The sequence below is a fragment of the Guyparkeria sp. genome, assembly GCF_041687595.1.
Classification (GTDB): domain Bacteria; phylum Pseudomonadota; class Gammaproteobacteria; order Halothiobacillales; family Halothiobacillaceae; genus Guyparkeria.
Genome location: NZ_JAWLBP010000020.1, coordinates 15,557 through 32,632 on the forward strand (window position 1 = coordinate 15,557; position 17,076 = coordinate 32,632).

At 66.6% G+C, this 17,076-nt stretch carries 17 protein-coding genes and 3 tRNA genes; 14 read left to right on the forward strand and 6 right to left on the reverse strand.

What is annotated here, in order from left to right; genetic code table 11:
• Positions 1-28: 28 nt before the first annotated feature.
• From hisF to hisB, 4 genes are all read right to left on the reverse strand, one after another.
• Positions 29-802 carry an imidazole glycerol phosphate synthase subunit HisF gene (gene hisF / locus ACESL5_RS04815; protein ID WP_372591652.1) on the reverse strand — a complete coding sequence of 258 codons (774 nt, stop codon included), beginning with the start codon at positions 800-802 and terminating at the stop codon, positions 29-31.
• Between the two features lie 3 nt (positions 803-805).
• Complete coding sequence (gene hisA, locus ACESL5_RS04820) at positions 806-1,561, reverse strand: 1-(5-phosphoribosyl)-5-[(5-phosphoribosylamino)methylideneamino]imidazole-4-carboxamide isomerase (protein WP_372591653.1); 756 nt, start codon at positions 1,559-1,561, stop codon at positions 806-808.
• A gap of 43 nt (positions 1,562-1,604) precedes the next feature.
• A complete protein-coding gene (hisH, locus tag ACESL5_RS04825; RefSeq protein ID WP_372591654.1) occupies positions 1,605-2,237 on the reverse strand; it encodes an imidazole glycerol phosphate synthase subunit HisH in 633 nt (210 codons plus the stop codon).
• Between the two features lie 145 nt (positions 2,238-2,382).
• Positions 2,383-2,976: an imidazoleglycerol-phosphate dehydratase HisB gene (gene hisB / locus ACESL5_RS04830; protein WP_372591655.1), complete on the reverse strand. Its 594-nt coding sequence runs from the start codon at positions 2,974-2,976 to the stop codon at positions 2,383-2,385.
• Positions 2,977-3,196: 220 nt separating this feature from the next.
• Here hisB and ACESL5_RS04835 point away from each other — a divergent pair.
• The 4 genes from ACESL5_RS04835 (at position 3,197) to ACESL5_RS04850 (ending at position 6,087) form a co-directional block, all read left to right on the forward strand.
• A tRNA-Phe gene (locus ACESL5_RS04835) sits at positions 3,197-3,272 on the forward strand.
• Positions 3,273-3,332: 60 nt separating this feature from the next.
• A complete protein-coding gene (gene dinB, locus ACESL5_RS04840) occupies positions 3,333-4,400 on the forward strand; it encodes a DNA polymerase IV (protein ID WP_372591656.1) in 1,068 nt (355 codons plus the stop codon).
• Positions 4,401-4,468: 68 nt separating this feature from the next.
• The gene (locus tag ACESL5_RS04845; protein ID WP_372591657.1) at positions 4,469-5,215 is read left to right on the forward strand and encodes a ZIP family metal transporter; all 747 of its coding nucleotides are present in this window, start codon (positions 4,469-4,471) and stop codon (positions 5,213-5,215) included.
• 122 nt (positions 5,216-5,337) lie between these two features.
• Positions 5,338-6,087, forward strand: coding sequence for a tetratricopeptide repeat protein (locus ACESL5_RS04850; RefSeq protein WP_372591658.1), 750 nt, complete (start codon positions 5,338-5,340; stop codon positions 6,085-6,087).
• A gap of 79 nt (positions 6,088-6,166) precedes the next feature.
• On the opposite strand, the gene cls is transcribed toward ACESL5_RS04850, so the two are convergent.
• Both cls and ACESL5_RS04860 read right to left on the reverse strand, forming a co-directional pair.
• Positions 6,167-7,597, reverse strand: a complete 1,431-nt coding sequence (gene cls, locus ACESL5_RS04855; protein ID WP_372591659.1) for a cardiolipin synthase — start codon at positions 7,595-7,597, stop codon at positions 6,167-6,169.
• Positions 7,598-7,607: 10 nt separating this feature from the next.
• Positions 7,608-8,474 carry an SDR family NAD(P)-dependent oxidoreductase gene (locus ACESL5_RS04860; RefSeq protein WP_372591660.1) on the reverse strand — a complete coding sequence of 289 codons (867 nt, stop codon included), beginning with the start codon at positions 8,472-8,474 and terminating at the stop codon, positions 7,608-7,610.
• Positions 8,475-8,616: 142 nt separating this feature from the next.
• Between ACESL5_RS04860 and ACESL5_RS04865 the strand changes: the two genes are divergently transcribed.
• The 10 genes from ACESL5_RS04865 to ACESL5_RS04910 all read left to right on the forward strand — a co-directional run bounded on the left by ACESL5_RS04865 (position 8,617) and on the right by ACESL5_RS04910 (position 17,039).
• A complete protein-coding gene (locus ACESL5_RS04865) occupies positions 8,617-9,288 on the forward strand; it encodes a Bax inhibitor-1/YccA family protein (RefSeq protein ID WP_372591661.1) in 672 nt (223 codons plus the stop codon).
• A gap of 70 nt (positions 9,289-9,358) precedes the next feature.
• A complete protein-coding gene (locus ACESL5_RS04870; RefSeq protein ID WP_372591662.1) occupies positions 9,359-9,541 on the forward strand; it encodes a hypothetical protein in 183 nt (60 codons plus the stop codon).
• A 129-nt stretch (positions 9,542-9,670) separates the two neighbouring features.
• A complete protein-coding gene (locus tag ACESL5_RS04875) occupies positions 9,671-10,147 on the forward strand; it encodes a DUF3429 domain-containing protein (protein WP_372591663.1) in 477 nt (158 codons plus the stop codon).
• Complete coding sequence (locus tag ACESL5_RS04880) at positions 10,144-10,905, forward strand: DUF502 domain-containing protein (protein ID WP_372591664.1); 762 nt, start codon at positions 10,144-10,146, stop codon at positions 10,903-10,905. Before ACESL5_RS04875 ends, ACESL5_RS04880 begins: the two co-directional genes overlap by 4 nt.
• 85 nt (positions 10,906-10,990) lie before the next feature.
• Complete coding sequence (aspS, locus tag ACESL5_RS04885) at positions 10,991-12,778, forward strand: aspartate--tRNA ligase (RefSeq protein WP_372591665.1); 1,788 nt, start codon at positions 10,991-10,993, stop codon at positions 12,776-12,778.
• Positions 12,779-12,896: 118 nt separating this feature from the next.
• Complete coding sequence (gene nadA, locus ACESL5_RS04890; RefSeq protein ID WP_372591666.1) at positions 12,897-14,003, forward strand: quinolinate synthase NadA; 1,107 nt, start codon at positions 12,897-12,899, stop codon at positions 14,001-14,003.
• 243 nt (positions 14,004-14,246) lie between these two features.
• Positions 14,247-14,693 carry a DsrE family protein gene (locus ACESL5_RS04895; protein WP_372591667.1) on the forward strand — a complete coding sequence of 149 codons (447 nt, stop codon included), beginning with the start codon at positions 14,247-14,249 and terminating at the stop codon, positions 14,691-14,693.
• A 168-nt stretch (positions 14,694-14,861) separates the two neighbouring features.
• Positions 14,862-16,733: a cation:proton antiporter gene (locus tag ACESL5_RS04900; RefSeq protein ID WP_372591668.1), complete on the forward strand. Its 1,872-nt coding sequence runs from the start codon at positions 14,862-14,864 to the stop codon at positions 16,731-16,733.
• Positions 16,734-16,884: 151 nt separating this feature from the next.
• Positions 16,885-16,960 (forward strand) — tRNA-Gly (locus tag ACESL5_RS04905).
• A 3-nt stretch (positions 16,961-16,963) separates the two neighbouring features.
• Positions 16,964-17,039 (forward strand) — tRNA-Val (locus ACESL5_RS04910).
• Positions 17,040-17,076: the final 37 nt, after the last annotated feature.

Sequence of the window (17,076 nt, forward strand, 5' to 3'; positions counted from 1 at the left end):
ATGCCAGCGCCGGAGTATATCAGGGTTTTCAGATGCGAACCTCTATGCCCCCGTCCGCCATGCGCTGCTTCGCCTCGGCAATGCTGTAGGTGCCGAAGTGGAAGATGCTGGCGGCGAGGACCGCGTCGGCGTGCCCTTCGAGGACGCCTTCGACCAGGTGGTCGAGGTTGCCGACACCGCCCGAGGCGATCACCGGGACGGGGACGGCGTCGCTGATCGCGCGGGTCAGTTCCAGGTCGAAACCCTGCTGCATGCCGTCGCGGTCCATGCTGGTGACCAGCAGTTCGCCGGCACCCAGTTCGGCCATGTGCTCGGCCCACTCGACGGCATCCAGCCCTGTCGGCTTGCGTCCGCCGTGGGTGAAGATCTCCCAGCGGGGCGGCTCGTCCTCGCCCGAGACGCGCCTGGCGTCGATGGCGACCACGATGCACTGCGAACCGACCGCGTCGCTCATCTCCCGGATACGTTCGGGGTGGTGCACGGCCGTGGTGTTGATCGAGACCTTGTCGGCCCCGGCGTGCAGCAGCCGGCGCACGTCGGCCAGCGTGCGGATGCCGCCGCCGACCGTTAGCGGGATGAACACCTCGGCGGCGACGGCCTCGACCACATGCAGCATGGTCTCGCGCCCCTCGTGGGAGGCGGAGATGTCGAGGAAGGTCAGCTCGTCGGCGCCGGCCTGGTTGTAGCGGCGCGCCGCCTCGACCGGGTCGCCGGCGTCACGCAGGCCCTCGAACTGCACGCCCTTGACCACGCGACCCTCGGCCACGTCCAGGCAGGGAATGATGCGCTTGGCAAGCCCCATGGCCTACTCGGAGAACGGCGGGATGCCCGCGCGGTCGTCGATACGTTTCTGGGCTTCCTGAAGATCGATGGTGCCTTCGTAGAGCGCCCGGCCGATGATCGCGCCGGAGACGCCGTCATCGGCGGCGTCGATCAGAAGATCGATGTCGCTCATGTCGGTCACGCCGCCCGAGGCGATGATCGGGATGCGTACCGACTTGGCCAGCTCGCGGGTCGCCTCGATATTCGCCCCCTGCATCATGCCGTCGCGGGAGATGTCGGTGAACACGATCGCGGCGACGCCGTCGGTCTCGAAGCGCTGGGCCATGTCGTGGACGTCGTGGTGCGAGAGCTTCGACCAGCCGTCGATGGCCACCTTGCCGTCCCGGGCGTCCAGTCCGACGATGATGTGACCCGGGAAGGCGAGGCAGACATCCTCGACGAAGTGCGGCTCGGAGACCGCCTTGGTGCCGATGATGACGAACGCCACGCCCAGCTCGAGGTACTGCTCGATGGTGGCCTCGTCACGGATGCCGCCGCCGACCTGGATCGGCACGTCCGGGTAGGCCTCGCAGATGGCCTTGATGACCTCGCGGTTCTTGGGGCTGCCGGCGAAGGCGCCGTCCAGGTCAACGAGGTGCAGACGGCGCGCGCCGGCCTCCACCCAGCGCCCGGCCACGGCGACCGGGTCGTCGGAAAAGACGGTGTCATCCTCCATGCGTCCCTGGCGCAGGCGTACGCATTTGCCTTCCTTCAGATCGATGGCGGGGATCAAGAGCATGATTCGGGCGTCCTCGATATGCGTCTGTCGTGTTGCGGTGCGGTCAGGACCGTGGTCCCGACCAGCGGGTGAAATTGGCCAGCAGCTTGAGGCCGTCGTCGGCGCTCTTTTCCGGGTGTGCCTGGATGGCAAAGACGTAGTCATCGGCCAGCGCGGCGCAGTAGGTCAGGTCGTAGTCGGCCGTCGCGACCGGGTGAGCCGGGTTCGTCGGCTCACAGTAATAGCTGTGCACGAAATAGAAGCGCGCGTCCTGACGAATGCCGTCAAACAGCGGGTGATCCTGCGTCTGGTGCAACTGGTTCCAGCCCATCTGCGGCACCTTGAGCGAGCCGTCCTCGGGGCGAAAGCGCTTGACCTGACCGGGAAACCAGCCCAGCAGGTCGACGCCATCGTTCTCCTCCGAGCGCTCCAGCAGCACTTGCATGCCCATGCAGATGCCGAGAAACGGCCGCGTCTGCGCTGCCTCGCGCAGGGCCTCGGGCAGGCGTCGTTCGCGCAGGGCGGCCATGCACTGGGCCGCCGCCCCCTGGCCGGGGAAAACCACCTTCTCGGATTCGAGGATCACTTCGGGGGCGTCGGTCAGTACCACATGGGCGCCGTCCGGGGCGACGTGCTCGATGGCCTTGACCACCGAGCGCAGGTTGCCCATTCCGTAATCGACAACGGCGATCTGCATTACGAGGCACCTCGTGAAATCTGCTGCGCCACCCGATTGCTGCGTCGCGTGCTCACTCGCTCCTCACCTATCTTGCCGATATGTCTCGTCGCTCGCTCCGCGGCTCCTTGCACTCGTTCGCCTCGCGACGATTTTCCGAGGCGCCTCACAGCGAGCCCTTGGTCGACGGGATGACATCCATCTGACGCTCGTCGGCAGACAGTGCCATGCGCAGCGCCCGACCGAAGGCCTTGAAGATGGTCTCGGCCTGGTGGTGTGCGTTGCGCCCGCGGATGTTGTCGATGTGCAGCGTGGCGCCGGCGTGATTGACGAAGCCGCGGAAGAACTCCTCGACCAGCTCGGTCTCGAAGCGGCCGATCAGCGAACGGGTGAAGTCGCAGCGGAACTCCAGCCCCGGGCGACCGGACAGGTCGATCACCACCCGCGAGAGCGCCTCGTCCAGCGGCACGTAGGCGTGGCCGTAGCGGAAGATGCCTCGCTTGTCGCCGACCGCCTTTGCCACGGCCTGGCCGAGCACAATGCCGCAGTCCTCGACCGTGTGGTGGTCGTCGATCTCGGTGTCGCCGTCACAGGAGAGGTCGATGTCGATCAGTCCGTGACGGGCGATCTGGTCGAGCATGTGTTCGAAGAACGGCACGCCGGTGTTCAGGCGGGCGGTCCCGGCGCCATCGAGGTCGAGTTCGAGCGAGATGCGGGTCTCGGCGGTCTCACGGCGGATCTGCGCGGTGCGTGCGGACATTGAGGTGGTTCGCGATGGGGTGGGCTGGTCAAACATCTTATTTACTCTGTGGAGCATACAATGCCAACCGCGGCGCGTCAGCCATCCCGGCCAAAATTCTGCATCGTCGATGCCCGCGCGGGGTTGACCGCCGGGAAATTTTGCCGTTAAATGCGCACCTCGTCGCGCGCCACGGATCGGCGGATTCCACGGGATCCAGGCAGGTGTGCGAGGACGGCATGGCCAGATAGCTCAGTTGGTAGAGCAGGGGATTGAAAATCCCCGTGTCGGGGGTTCGATTCCCTCTCTGGCCACCACGACATCATCAGGGCCCAGCCGGCGACGGCTGGGCCCTTTTCGTTTTCGGGCTGGGCGTCATGCGCAAGATCATCCATATCGACATGGATGCCTTCTATGCCTCGGTGGAGCAGAGGGACAATCCCGACCTGCGCGGCCGGCCGGTGATCGTGGGCGGCGACCCGGCGGGACGTGGCGTGGTGGCTGCGGCCAGTTACGAGGCCCGTCGCTTCGGCATACGCTCCGCCATGCCGGCGGCGCGTGCCGCACGGGCCTGCCCGGAGGCGGTCTTCCTGCGTCCCCGCTTTGCCGTGTATCGCGCGGTGTCTCGCGAGATCCACGCCGTCTTCCGGCAATACACCGCCCGTATCGAGCCGCTGTCGCTCGACGAGGCCTACCTCGACGTCAGCGAGAGTGGGCGCCACCAGGGTTCGGCCACGCTCATGGCGCGCGAGATCAAGGCCGAGATCCTCGCCCGGACCGGACTGGTGGCCTCGGCCGGGGTGTCCTACAACAAGTTCCTCGCCAAGCTCGCCTCGGACTTCGACAAGCCCGACGGGCTGCACTTGATCCGGCCGGAGGAGGCACAGGCCTTCATCGATGATCTCCCGGTCGGGGCATTCCACGGGGTCGGGCCGGCCACCGAGCGTCGCATGCGGGCCCACGGCATCAAGACCGGCCGTGACCTGCGTGGCGTCGAGCGGTATCGGCTGGTCGAGTGGTTCGGCCGGGCGGGCATGCATTATCACGACATCGCCCGGGGCATCGATCATCGCCCGGTGCGTTCCCACCGGGTGCGCAAGTCACTCGGCCACGAGACCACCTTCCCGCGCGACCTGCATCGTCGGGACGAGGGGGTGGAGGTCCTGCGGGCACTGGCAGGACGAGTGGCCGGCGATCTCGCGGACAAGGGGCTGCAGGCCCGCACGGTCACCCTGAAGGTCAAGTACGCGGACTTCGAACTGATCACCCGGCGCCGGACCTTCTCCCGGCCGCTGGGAGACGCCGCCACCCTGTTCGAGGCGCTCGCCGCGCTGGTGGACCTGACCGAGATCGGTGCGCGTCCAGTGCGGTTGCTGGGGGTCACGGTCTCGGGGCTGCAGGGAAAGCCCGAGCGTGACGAGCCCCAGCTGGCCCTGGGCTGGTAACCGGTTGCGCAGCGTGGCGTCGTGGCGTCTATCCTCGCCTCGCCAGCGATCTGTCGGAGCGTAAATCAATGTCCCTGGAAGTCAGCCTGCTGACGGTCTTCATCGCCGCCCTGATCACCGCCCTGACCACCGGCCTGGGCGCCCTGCCGCTGCTGTTCTCGAAGCGGCTGGACGCGCGCTGGCTGAGTATCGGGGCTGCGCTGGCGGCCGGGCTGATGCTGGCGGCGAGCCATAGCCTGATCGACGAGGGCTCGGCCGCCAATGGCTGGCTGGTGCTGCTGGGCATGGCGTCGGGGTTGCTGCTGGTGGTGGCTGCCGACCGGTGGCTCGATGGACACGGCACCCCGGACGTGGGCGAGCTCCAGGGGGCGGATGCGCGCAAGGCTCTGATGATCGTCGGGGTGATGACGGCCCACTCGTTCGCCGAGGGCGTGGGTGTGGGCGTGGCCTACGGTGGTGGCGAGGAACTCGGGGTCTTCATCACCGTGGCCATCGCCGTGCACAACATCCCGGAAGGCCTGGCGATCGCGCTGGTTCTGGTGCCCCGGGGCGTGCCGGTCTGGCAGGCGAGCCTCTGGGCGATCTTCTCCAGCCTGCCGCAGCCGCTGATGGCCATCCCCGCCTACCTGTTCGTCACCGCCTTCGAGGCCTTCCTGCCAGTCGGGCTTGGCCTGGCAGCCGGGGCAATGATCTGGATGGTGTTCGCCGAGCTGCTCCCGGATGCCAGTCGGCGTCTCTCCGCTGCCGCGGTCGGCACCGTCGTCGTGCTGTCCTTCATGTCGATGTTCGCCTTCCAGCTGGCCATCCATCACTGATCCCCCGAGTTCCGCACCCGGCGCTTCGCGGGCGGTGGCGAAAATCGATCGCCTGATGATTGAAATCCCGACGGTTTCGGCCCATCCTTGATGTCCGGTACCGGTTTAGCGAGGAAAGGATCATGAGCGATACAAGGAATTTCGGAATCCCCCGCGTCGGGCGCGTGGCGCGCGCGTTGGCGCTGTCGATGACTGCAGGCGGCCTGATGGCCGGCATGTCGGTCCAGGCGGCCGAGCGTCCGGTGGGCGTGAGCCAGAACCTGTACGAGGAAGGCGCGCTGGAGCGCTACCTTGCCGAGGCGAAGAAGGGTGACATCTTCTCGCAGTACGTTCTCGGTCACATGTACTCCACCGGCAAGTCGGTCGAGCAGGACTACAAGAAGGGGTTGCGCTGGTACCGAGCGGCCGCCGAGGCAGGTTATGCCCCCAGCCAGCTCGCACTCGGCTCGATGTACTACGCCGGCCAGGGTGTCGAGGCGGATGCGTCCGAGGCGGTGCGCTGGTTCGAGAAGGCGGCCAAACGGGGGTACGTGCGGGCGCAGGCCAACCTCGCGGCGGTCTACCTCGCCGGCGAGGGGGTCGAGGCCGACCACGACAAGGCCCTGCACTGGTACCGCGAGGCCGTGCTCGGCGGGCACGAGCGCTCCCGCTATTACCTGGCCACGATGTATGTGCACGGCATGGGCATGGATGCGCCGGACTACGTCGCCGCCTATGCGCTGCTCGATCCACTGGTGAAGGAGGGCGACGATTCCTCCGCCGAGCTGCTGGCCTCGTTCGAGGACGACATGAGCCGGACCGAGCTGGCCGAGGCCCGCGAGTTCCTCGATGGGCCGCAGACCCGCGAACGCATGGTGGCGGCGCTCGACTGAGGGGCAGCTTGCCCGTCATTAGCCCGGCCAACGGCACCCTCGGTTTCCGAGGGTGCCGTTTTGCGTTCTGGAGCCTGCCCTACAGAAGCGGCGACGTCAGGCGGGCGAGATTCTGCGCCAGTACCCGCCCGCGGTGGCGTTCCGCCCAACGCCCCGCGGCGAGGGGGCGGCACTGGCGGCGGTATTCCGCGACGATGCCGGCAAGCCTGTCGGCGGTGGTGGACGAATAGCAGAGCAGGCCGAACTCGGCATTGATCAGCGACGAGCGCACGTCGAGGTTCGCGCTGCCCACCAGCGACAGTCGACCGTCGCAGAGCGTGATCTTGCTGTGCAGCAACCGGGTGGGGTGGCGATGGATGTGCACGCCGGCCTCGAGCAGCTCGTCGAAGTAGGATTCCTGCGCCAGTTGAACCAGCGGATGGTCCAGTTCCTCGGGCAGGAGCAGGTCGCAATGTACCCCACGCCGTGCCGCGGCCTTCAGCGCATCGAGGGTGGAGTCGTCGGGGACGAAATAGGGAGTGACGATCTCCAGTCGCTCCGTGCTCGCGTGGATCAGGCCGAGCAGCAGCCGCTGCAGGACGGGTTCGGGGTATTCCGGCCCGCTGGGCAGGCCGATGCAGGATTCCTCGCCGGCAGGCTGGGTCAGGGGGAAATGGCGTTCGGCGTCCAGCAACTCGGTGGTCTCGATGTACCAGTCGCCGGCGAAGACGGCCTGCAGCTCGAGTACCACCGGCCCTTGGATACGGAGCATCAGGTCCTGGTAGGACAGCCCCTTGCGGAACTCGGGGTGGACCAGGTTCATCGAGCCGGTGTAGCCGATCCGGCCATCGATCACCACCAGCTTGCGGTGATTGCGCAGATCGAAGCGCGCGGCCTTGTGCGGCAGCTTGCTGCGGGGGAAGGCCCGGGCGATCTCGATACCGTGCCGACGCAGCCGCAGCAGCTTGCGCATGCCCTGCTTCGAGCCGAAGTCGTCCACCAGCAGGCGTACGGTCAGGCCGCGTTGGGTCGCCCGCCTTAGGGCGTCGAAGACCGGGCGGGTAGCCGAGTCGACCACCGCGATGTAGAAGGTCAGGTGGATGTGATCCGTGGCGGCATCGATGTCCCGCACCAATTGCTCCCCGAAACCCTCCATGGAATCGAGCGCGTCGATGTGGTTGCCGTCGAACAGCGGGAAGCGCCGCCAGCAGCGCACCATCTGGTCGACGGCGGCGAACCGCTCGGGCAGATCGCCGCTGCCCTTGGGCTCGGCCTCGGACAGCCGTTGGGTCACGGGCCAGAGTGTCTCGGTCAACCGGGCGATCTGCTCGGTGCGATGCCGCGACATTCGCGGCCGGCCGACCAGCAGATACATCACCAGTCCCACGATCGGCAGGAAGAACAGCAGCAGCAACCAGGCGGTGGCCGCGGTCGGGGGGCGTCGCAGGGGCACGATGAACAGGGCGGCCAGCCGGATCGTCCATTCGATCAGGAAATACAGCTGGGTGATGGGGTTTTCGAGGGCGTCCATGTTCGTGTCGTCAGCGCTTGCCCCCGCCCGAGGCGCGCGCCAGCACCCGGTCCATCGCCCGGACGGTGAGGACCCGCTTCAGGGCCGCGAAGAGGTAGGTCGGGACGGTCACCGGGTAGCGGGCCTTCGGTCGGCGGGCCTCCGTGGCGTGAATGACGCGTCGAACCACCGCCTCGGGTTCCAGGGTGAAGGGGGCGGCCGGGCCGGGCTTGCGCAGTCGCTCGAGTTGGCGCTCGTAGGCCTCGCGATGGACCGAGCGCTCCCAGTCGATGCGTTGCTCGAAGGCCCGCTGCGCGTTGGCGCGAAAGCGCGAGGTGATCGGCCCCGGCTCGACCAGCGAGACGTCAATGCCGCTGCCGGCCAGTTCCAGTCGCATGGTGTCGCTCAGCCCTTCGAGGGCGAACTTCGAGGCGACGTAGGCGCCACGGAAGGCCAGCGCGCTGATGCCGAGTACCGAGCTGTTCTGGATGATGCGGCCGAACCCGGCCGCCCGCATGCTCGGGATGACGAGGTTGGTCAGCTCGACGGTGCCCAGCAGGTTGGTTTCCAGCTGGGCGCGCAGGGTCTCGCGGCCCAGGTCTTCCACTGCGCCGGGCTGGCCGTAGGCCCCGTTGTTGAACAGCACCTCGATCGGGCCGCCGAGCCGCTCGACGGCCCGGTCGAGGCCGGCCTGGATCGAGGCCGGGTCGTCGAGGTCCAGCCGGACAGCCGGGATGTGCCGGTGCGGCCAGGCGTCGACGTCCGCGGGATTGCGCATGCTCGCGACCACGTTATGCCCGCGCTCGGCCAGCATCTCGGCGGCACGCCGGCCGATCCCCGACGAGCAGCCGGTGATCAGGATGCGCCGGGGTGTGTCTGCGGTCGCGGACTGGGCCAAATCGATCTCCTGTTTTTGTCCCGTGGTAATGGTGCCGATGCGTTCAGGGTTTCCCTTGAGCGATTGCGCCTGAGTTCACAGGTCTTATACTCGAAAGCGATTCCTGCAAGGGACATGAATACCAGAGACGAGGTGAGGTTGCATGGCATTCGAGAATCAGACGGTTGCCCGCGAGGTCGGAGTCGAGCGACTCGAGACCCACAAGGTCATCCGCAACACCTACATGATGCTGTCGCTGACGCTGCTGTTTTCCGCGATCACCGCGGCCGTGTCGATGGTAATGGCCATGCCCGGCTGGGTCTCGCTGGTCTCCTTGGGCGCGGCCCTGGTGATGGTCTGGTTCGTCCTGCCGCGCACCGCGCATTCGGCGGCCGGGCTGGCAGTGGTGTTCGGCATCACCGGCCTGTTGGGCTTCGGGCTCGGTCCGACTCTCAACTACTACCTGAGCCTCGCCAATGGCGGCCAGATCGTGATGACCGCACTCGGTGGCACCGGGGCGATCTTCCTCGGTCTGTCTGCCTACGCGCTGGTCTCCCGCCGCGACTTCTCCTTCATGGGCGGCTTCCTCGTCGTCGGTCTGGTCGTGGTGCTGGCCGCGATGCTGGGTAACATCTTCCTGGAGATCCCCGCCCTGTCGATGACCATCTCCGCGGCCGTGGTGCTGCTGATGAGCGGCTTCATCCTCTACGACACCGGTCGGATGGTGAATGGCGGCGAGGACAACTACCTGCTGCTGACGGTCAGCCTGTACCTGAACATCTTCAACCTGTTCGTCCACCTGCTCAGCCTGCTGGGCATGAGCCAGAACGACTGACGGTTCGCGGGTCGAGCGACGGGCCCCTTGGTGACAAGGGGCCCTGTTTTGTTTCCGGAGGAAACGGTTGATGGATCTCTGGATGAAGATCGGCATGGCCGTGCTTCTCGGGGCGTTGCTGCTGTTTCTCCTGCCCCGCGTCAAGCCGATGATGCAGGCCAGTCGCAAGGGGTCGCGAGAGGAATGGCTGGGACTGGGTCTGATCCTGCTGCTGGTGGCCGGATTCGTCGCTTTCCTGATGAGCACGGTCTGAGCCGCGAGTTCCCCGGACTCGTCCCCCGGGGGTTCCGGGCGTAGAATCCGGAGAAGACACCGCTTGATCCGTGCGCGCGGCGCGCGGGGAGACCGGCGATGCCAAACCGGGAGACCAAGGAGGTCCGGCATGCGAATGACTGCCTATCTGCTCGCGTTGGGTTTGCTGATTCCCTTCTGGGGGTTGGCGCTGCTCGCTTGGATCACATCCCCCGGCTGGTCGGCCCAGGCGCTCGATGCGCTGACCGCCTGGAGCGGGGTGATGTTGGGCTTTCTCGGGGCCATCCACTGGGGCGTGGTGCTGGCCACCACGCCGGCCGAGCGGGCGTTGCTCAGCGGTGATGTCCGCCACCGGCTGGTCTGGGGGGCGTTGCTGGTCGTCCTGGCCTGGGTCGCGGTGCTGTTGCCGTGGACAGTGCTGTCACTCTCGATGCTCTTCCTGCTGCTGGTCGTTTCCTGGCAGGTCGACCGTCGCTGGCTGGACAACCTGCCGGTGGGCTGGTCCTATCAGCGACTGCGGCGCCTGTTCACCCTGGCGGCGGCGTTGGCGTTGCTGGTGGCGATCGCCTCATGGATCCGGCCGCTCGCGGCCGGGGGCGGGGCATGAGCCATGAGCCGCAGCCCGACGAGGTGACCGAGGAGGACGACAAGTCCGGCGGTCGTCGTTTCCTCACGCTGCGCCGCTGGCTGATTGCCGGCATCCTGGTCTGGGCGCCCCTGGCGGTGACCTACTGGGTGGTCAACGCGCTGATCTCCTTCATGGACCGGAGCATGCTCCTGTTGCCGCGGGCATATCGGCCGGAGGAGTTGCTCGGCTTCCAGCTTCCCGGCATGGGGGCCTTCTTCGCCATCGTGATCGTGCTGGTCACCGGGGCCCTGGTCGCCAACATCCTCGGGCGGAGCCTGGTGCATGCCTGGGAACGCCTGCTCAATCGCATTCCGCTGGTGAGCAGCATCTACTCGGCGGTCAAGCAGGTCGTCGAGACCTTCGTCTCGCAGGATTCGCGTTCGTTCCGCCAGGTGGTGCTGGTCGAGTATCCGCGGCGCAACGCCTGGTCGATCGCGTTCGTGTCCGGCGAGCCCATCGGCGAGGTGCAGGATCGCACCGACGAACACCTGGTGACGGTGTTCGTGCCCACCGCGCCTAACCCGACGTCGGGTTTCGTGATCATGGTGCCGCGCGCGGAACTGATCGAGCTCAACATGACCGTCGAGGAGGGGTTCCGGCTGGTGGTCTCCCTGGGCGTGGTCCTCCCGCCGCGACGTGACGGCAAGGGGCGTGTCATCGATCCGGCCTCGGCGCCGGCGGCCGACGGCGACCCGACCGGACGGCGGCTGTCCACCCGGCCGGAGGAAGATTCCTGAGCCGCGGCCACTCGCGCTCGAAAAATCCCACCGCTCGGGCTACCATAGCGGGCTTTTCACCAAGACGGGCTGAAGAACAATGCAGATGCGGACACACACCTGCGGACAAGTGGACCAGGCGCTCCTCGATCAGGAGGTGGGGCTGGTTGGCTGGGTCAATCGCCGGCGCGATCACGGCGGCGTGATTTTCGTCGACCTGCGCGACAGGAACGGTCTGGTCCAGGTGGTGTTCGATCCCGACGACCCGGAGATGTTCGCTGTCGCCGAGACTCTGCGCAACGAGTTCGTCATCCAGGTGCGTGGTCGGGTGCGTCGTCGTCCCGATGGTACCGAGAACCCCAACATCCGATCGGGACAGATCGAGGTGCTCGGTCTCTCCCTGACCGTTCTCAACCGCGCCGAGCCGCTGCCGTTCCAGCTTGACGACGAGCGGGTCTCGGAGGAGCACCGCCTTCGGTATCGCTACCTCGACCTGCGCCGGCCGGAGATGCTCGACCGCCTGCGCCTGCGTCACCGCATTACCAGCGCCATGCGGCGGTTCCTGGACGACGCCGACTTCATCGACGTCGAGACCCCGGTGCTCACGAAGGCGACCCCTGAGGGCGCGCGCGACTACCTGGTTCCCTCGCGCACCCATCCGGGCGAGTTCTTCGCCCTGCCGCAGTCGCCGCAGCTGTTCAAGCAACTGCTCATGGTCTCGGGGCTCGAGCGCTACTACCAGATCGTCAAGTGCTTCCGCGACGAGGATCTCCGTGCCGACCGTCAGCCGGAGTTCACCCAGCTGGACATGGAGATGAGCTTCGCCGACGAAGAGACGGTGATGGGTCTGATCGAGAACATGATGCGGCACCTGTTCATCGAGACGGTCGAGGTGGCCCTGCCGGAGCCGCTGCCGCGCCTGACCTGGCATGAGGCCATGCGCCGCTTCGGTTCGGACAAGCCGGATCTGCGGATCCCGCTGGAGCTGGTGGACGTGGCCGACCTGGTCAAGGACGTCGATTTCAAGGTCTTCAGCGGCCCGGCCAACGATCCGCGCGGTCGCGTCGCCGCCCTGCACGTGCCGGCCGGCGGCAAGATGCCGCGCAGCCAGATCGACGAGTACACCAAGTACGTCTCGATCTTCGGCGCCAAGGGGCTGGCCTACATCAAGGTCAACGACGCGTCCGCCGGGCGCGAGGGCCTGCAGTCGCCGATTCTCAAGTTCCTCACCGACGAGGCGGTTGCCGGGATCATGGAGCGCACCGCTGCTGCCGACGGCGACCTGATCTTCTTCGGCGCGGACAAGGCCAAGGTCGTCAACGAGGCCCTCGGTGCCCTGCGCGTGCGTCTGGGCCACGATCTCGACATGGTCGAGCACGGCTTCAAGCCCTTGTGGGTTGTCGACTTCCCGATGTTCGAGTACGACGAGAAGGATGGCCGCTACTACGCGCTGCACCACCCGTTTACCGCCCCCCACCCGGACGATGCCGACAAGCTCGATTCCGACCCGGAATCGGTGCGCTCGCGCGCCTATGACTTCGTCTTGAACGGCTACGAGCTGGGCGGTGGCTCCGTGCGTATCCACGAGCCGGCGATGCAGCAGCGGGTGTTTGCCCAGCTCGGCATCGACGAGGAGGAGGCCAACGAGAAGTTCGGCTTCCTGCTCGACGCGCTCAAGTACGGTGCGCCGCCGATGGCCGGCGTGGCCTTCGGCCTGGACCGCATCGCCATGCTGATGAGCGGTGCGACCTCCATCCGCGACGTGATCGCCTTCCCCAAGACGCAGTCGGCTGCCTGCCTGCTGACCGATGCCCCGGGCGAGGTCGACCCGGCCGCGCTGCGCGAACTCTCCATCCGCGTGCGGGTTCCGCCGAAGGAAGAGGGTCGGGGGTGATCGGCGGGCCGGGCCTTGACGCGCAGGAGTCCGGCCGCATGAACTACACTCCAGACCGTCGAATTCCGCTTGATGCCCGTGTCCCCGGTGGGGCGGGCATGCCAGTCCCGGAGGCTCCATGACTGCGACTACCGATTCCGATCGCGCCGCGCGCGAAATCCCCGTTGCCCTCGAGCCCGAGATCGCCCGCATCGCGCTGGCCTCCAAGCCCGCCGCGCCGGTGACCGACGAGGAGCGCGAGGCGCTGCGCGCGGAAATCAAGCAACTGTTGGTCGAGCAGGACGCCGTGCTGGTCGTGCACTATTACGTCGACGAGGACCTGCAGAAACTGGCCGACGAGACCGGCGGCCGGGTGTCCGACTCGCTCGACATGGCCGCCTTCGGTGCCGAGCACCCCGCGCAGACGCTGGTGGTCTGCGGGGTGCGTTTCATGGGCGAGACGGCCAAGATCCTCAGCCCCGAGAAGCGGGTCCTGATGCCCGAGTTGCATGCCGAATGCTCGCTGGATCTCGGATGCCCGCCGAAGGAGTTCGCCGATTTCTGCGATGCCCATCCCGACCGCACCGTGGTGGTCTACGCCAACACCTCGGCGGAGGTGAAGGCACGCGCCGACTGGGTGGTCACCAGTTCCAACGCCCTGGAGATCGTCTCGCACCTCAAGGATCGTGGCGAGAAGATCCTCTGGGCGCCGGACAAGCACCTTGGGCGTTACGTGCAGGAGAAGACCGGCGCGGACATGCTGCTGTGGGAGGGCTCCTGCGTGGTGCACGACGAGTTCCGCGCCGACGCGCTGGCCGAGCTCAAGGAAAAGCACCCCGAGGCGGCCATCCTGGTCCACCCGGAATCCCCCGAGGCGGTAGTGAACATGGCCGACCGTGTGGGTTCCACCTCGCAGCTGATCAAGGCGGCAACCGAGCTGCCCAACGAGACGCTGATCGTGGCGACAGACCGTGGCATCTTCCACAAGATGGCCGAGGCCGCGCCGGGCAAGACGCTGATCGAGGCGCCCACCGGCGGCCGCTCGGCGACGTGCGTGTCCTGTGCCCACTGCCCGTGGATGGCCATGAACGGGCTCGTGAGTGCCCGGGATGCCCTCAGGCACCCCGAGGAACACGAGATCACGGTCGACCCAACGATCCGCGAGAAGGCCGTGGAATCGATCCAGCGGATGCTGGACTTCTCCCAGAGCCGTGGCATCGTCACGCGCGGCAACAACGACGCCTGACCGCTCGCTTCCAAGCCGAATCATTGCCCGGGCCCGCGAAACGCGGGCCCTTTTCGTTCCGGGGCGGCCGGTGAATCCGATCATGCGTATATGCATGTTAAATAACGAAAGTTACTGCGAATATTCGCCCTTTCTTTGATTCAGGCGGGTGCTTCAGCGATAAGAAAATTTGAGTTCACGGCTCAGGTATTCGGGGCATAAGGTGATCGCGTTGAGCTTGATCACCCCACCAAGGAGATAACGATGAAAAAGCTGTTCACGATGCTCGCCCTGATCATCGCCGCGCCGCTCGCCCTGCAGGGCAACGTGGCCATGGCGGAGACCGAGAAGACCAAGCAGGCTCTCTACCATGTCAACCATGCGGACATGAACACCATCAAGGCCGCCCTGCGCAACATCACCAACCACATCAACTCGCCCTCCGGTCCCGCCACCCGGATCGAGGTGGCCGTGCACGGTGGCGGTATCGCGATGCTGACCGAGGCACGCGAGGATCCGCAGCTTCAGGCCGCCATCGACAACGTCAAGGCCAACGGCGTGGAGATCAAGGTCTGCGCCAACACCCTGCGCGGCAAGGGGCTGGACGTGAAGGAAGATCTCTACGACACGCAGGAATCCGACATCGTGCCGTCCGGCGTGGCTCACGTGGCCGACCGCCAGATGGAAGGCTGGGCATACATCCATCCGTGATGATCGGTTCGGTGGCCTGTGCCGCCGATGGTTCGACGCGGCCCGGGTCTTTCCCGGGCCTTTTTCATGGTAGAGGGCTGGTCGTCCGGGAGCGCCTGACGGGGTGGCGATTCGTGCGGGCGCGGAAATAGCGGCTATCATGCCGGCAGGTTTTTATCGAGTGCCTGCATGCACGACCATATCCTTCTTTCCCTGACCGCGATCGTGGTGCTGGGCATCGCCGCCCAGTGGCTCGCCTGGCGGGTCAAGGTGCCCCCCATCCTGTTCCTGCTGCTCATCGGCATCGCGCTGGGGCCGGTTTTCGGGCTGCTCGAGCCGGATGCCCTGTTCGGCGACCTGCTGTTTCCCATCGTGTCGCTGGCGGTCGGCGTGATCCTGTTCGAGGGCAGCCTGACCCTGCGCTTTCGCGAGATCCAGGGCGTCTCGTCGACCATCATCCGCATGGTCTCCCTGGGGGCGGCAGTCTCGTGGGGGGTGGCAGCCACCGCGGCGCACTGGTTCGTGGGGCTGGACTGGCCGATCGCCTTTCTCTTCGGCGCGCTGGTGGTGGTGACCGGCCCGACGGTGATCGCCCCGCTGCTGCGCATCGTCCGCCCCACCGAGCGGGTGAGCAAGATACTGCGCTGGGAGGGGATCATCATCGATCCGATCGGGGCGCTGCTTGCCGTGCTGGTCTTCGAGTTCATCGTCACCCAGTCTCAGACCGGCGCGGGCTTCGGCGGCGTGCTGCTGCCTTTCCTCGAGCTGGTCATCCTCGGGACCGTGCTGGGCGCGGCCGGTGGCTGGCTGCTGGGGCAGATGCTCTCCCGGCACGTGCTGCCCGACTACCTGATCAACGTGACCGTGCTGGCCTCCGTGCTGGCGGTGTTCACCCTGTCCAACGTGGCGGCCGAGGAGTCCGGCCTGCTGGCGGTGACCGTCATGGGCATCTGGCTGGCGAACATGCGCGGCGTGCCCCTGGACGACATCCTGCACTTCAAGGAGACACTGAGCATCCTGTTCATCTCCGGGTTGTTCATCCTGCTCGCCGCACGCATCGACCCGGCCACGCTCAGCCAAGTCGGTTTCGGCGCGCTGCTGGTGCTGGCGGCGATCGTCTTCGTCGCCCAGCCGTTGAAGGTGTGGCTGTCGGCGATCGGCAGCGGGCTGTCGTGGCGGGAAAAGACCATGATCGCCTGGATCGGGCCGCGCGGTATCGTCGCCGCGGCCGTCTCGGGCCTGTTCGCGCTCAAGCTGGTCGACGAGGGACTCGAGGGAGCCGAGGTGATCGTGCCGCTGACTTTCATCGTGATCGTCGGCACGGTCGTGCTCGCCTCGCTGACCGCGCGGCCGCTGGCCAAGGCGCTGGGCATCGCCCTGCCGGAGGACCACGGTGTGCTGATCGTCGGGGCTAACCGGGTCACCCGGGAGATCGCCAAGGTGCTCAACAAGCACGGCTTTCGCGTGGTGATCGCCGACGGCAACTACAGCGAGATCCGCCAGGCGCGCATGGATGGCCTGGAGACCTATTACGGCAACCCCGTCTCGGAGGCGGCCGACCGCAAGCTGGACCTGGTGGGCATCGGCCAGATGTTCGCCATGTCGGCCCAGCCGGAGATCAACAACCTGGCGGCAGTACGCTACCGGCACGAGTTCGGCCAGTCGAATGTCTTCGTCCTGCAGACGCCACAGGAAGCGAGCGGGACGGAGAACCAGCGCATCACCTCGCAGTTCAATGCCCGGGGGCTGTTCCGCGACGGTGTGTCGCTGGGCCACCTGTTCCGCCTGATGGAGGCGGGGGCGGAGATCGTCAGCACCCGGCTGACCGAGAACTTCGGCTACAGCGAATACCAGGTGCACTACCAGGGGCGGGGCGAGCTGCTGTTCGGCATCACGCCCAACGGCAACCTGCGTCCGCTGAGCGAGGAACTCGGGCAGCGACCGGGACCGGGCTGGTTGATGATCGGCCTGTACGAGCCGGCACCAGAAAGCGAGCGCGGCGTGAGCCCGGAGGGTGGGCCGTCGGCAGGGGACCGGACCGGCGACCGGCTGCCGGGCTGACTGCCACGCAGCAGGAGCAGTGGCGGCGCCCTGTAAGGTCGGAGAAAATTTTTTGTCATCCGGTGCGTCGAGGGGGTTGCGCGACTCGTCGAGGTTTGTATAATGCGCGCTCTAGCAAACGCAGTCGATCGCATCGGTTGCGTTGAGATGAGCGGGAATAGCTCAGCTGGTAGAGCACAACCTTGCCAAGGTTGGGGTCGCCGGTTCGAATCCGGTTTCCCGCTCCAGTTGGGTGGTTAGCTCAGTTGGTAGAGCGGAGCCCTTACAAGGCTTAGGTCGGGAGTTCGAGCCTCTCACCACCCACCATCATCTCAAAAGCAGCGGTAGTTCAGTTGGTTAGAAT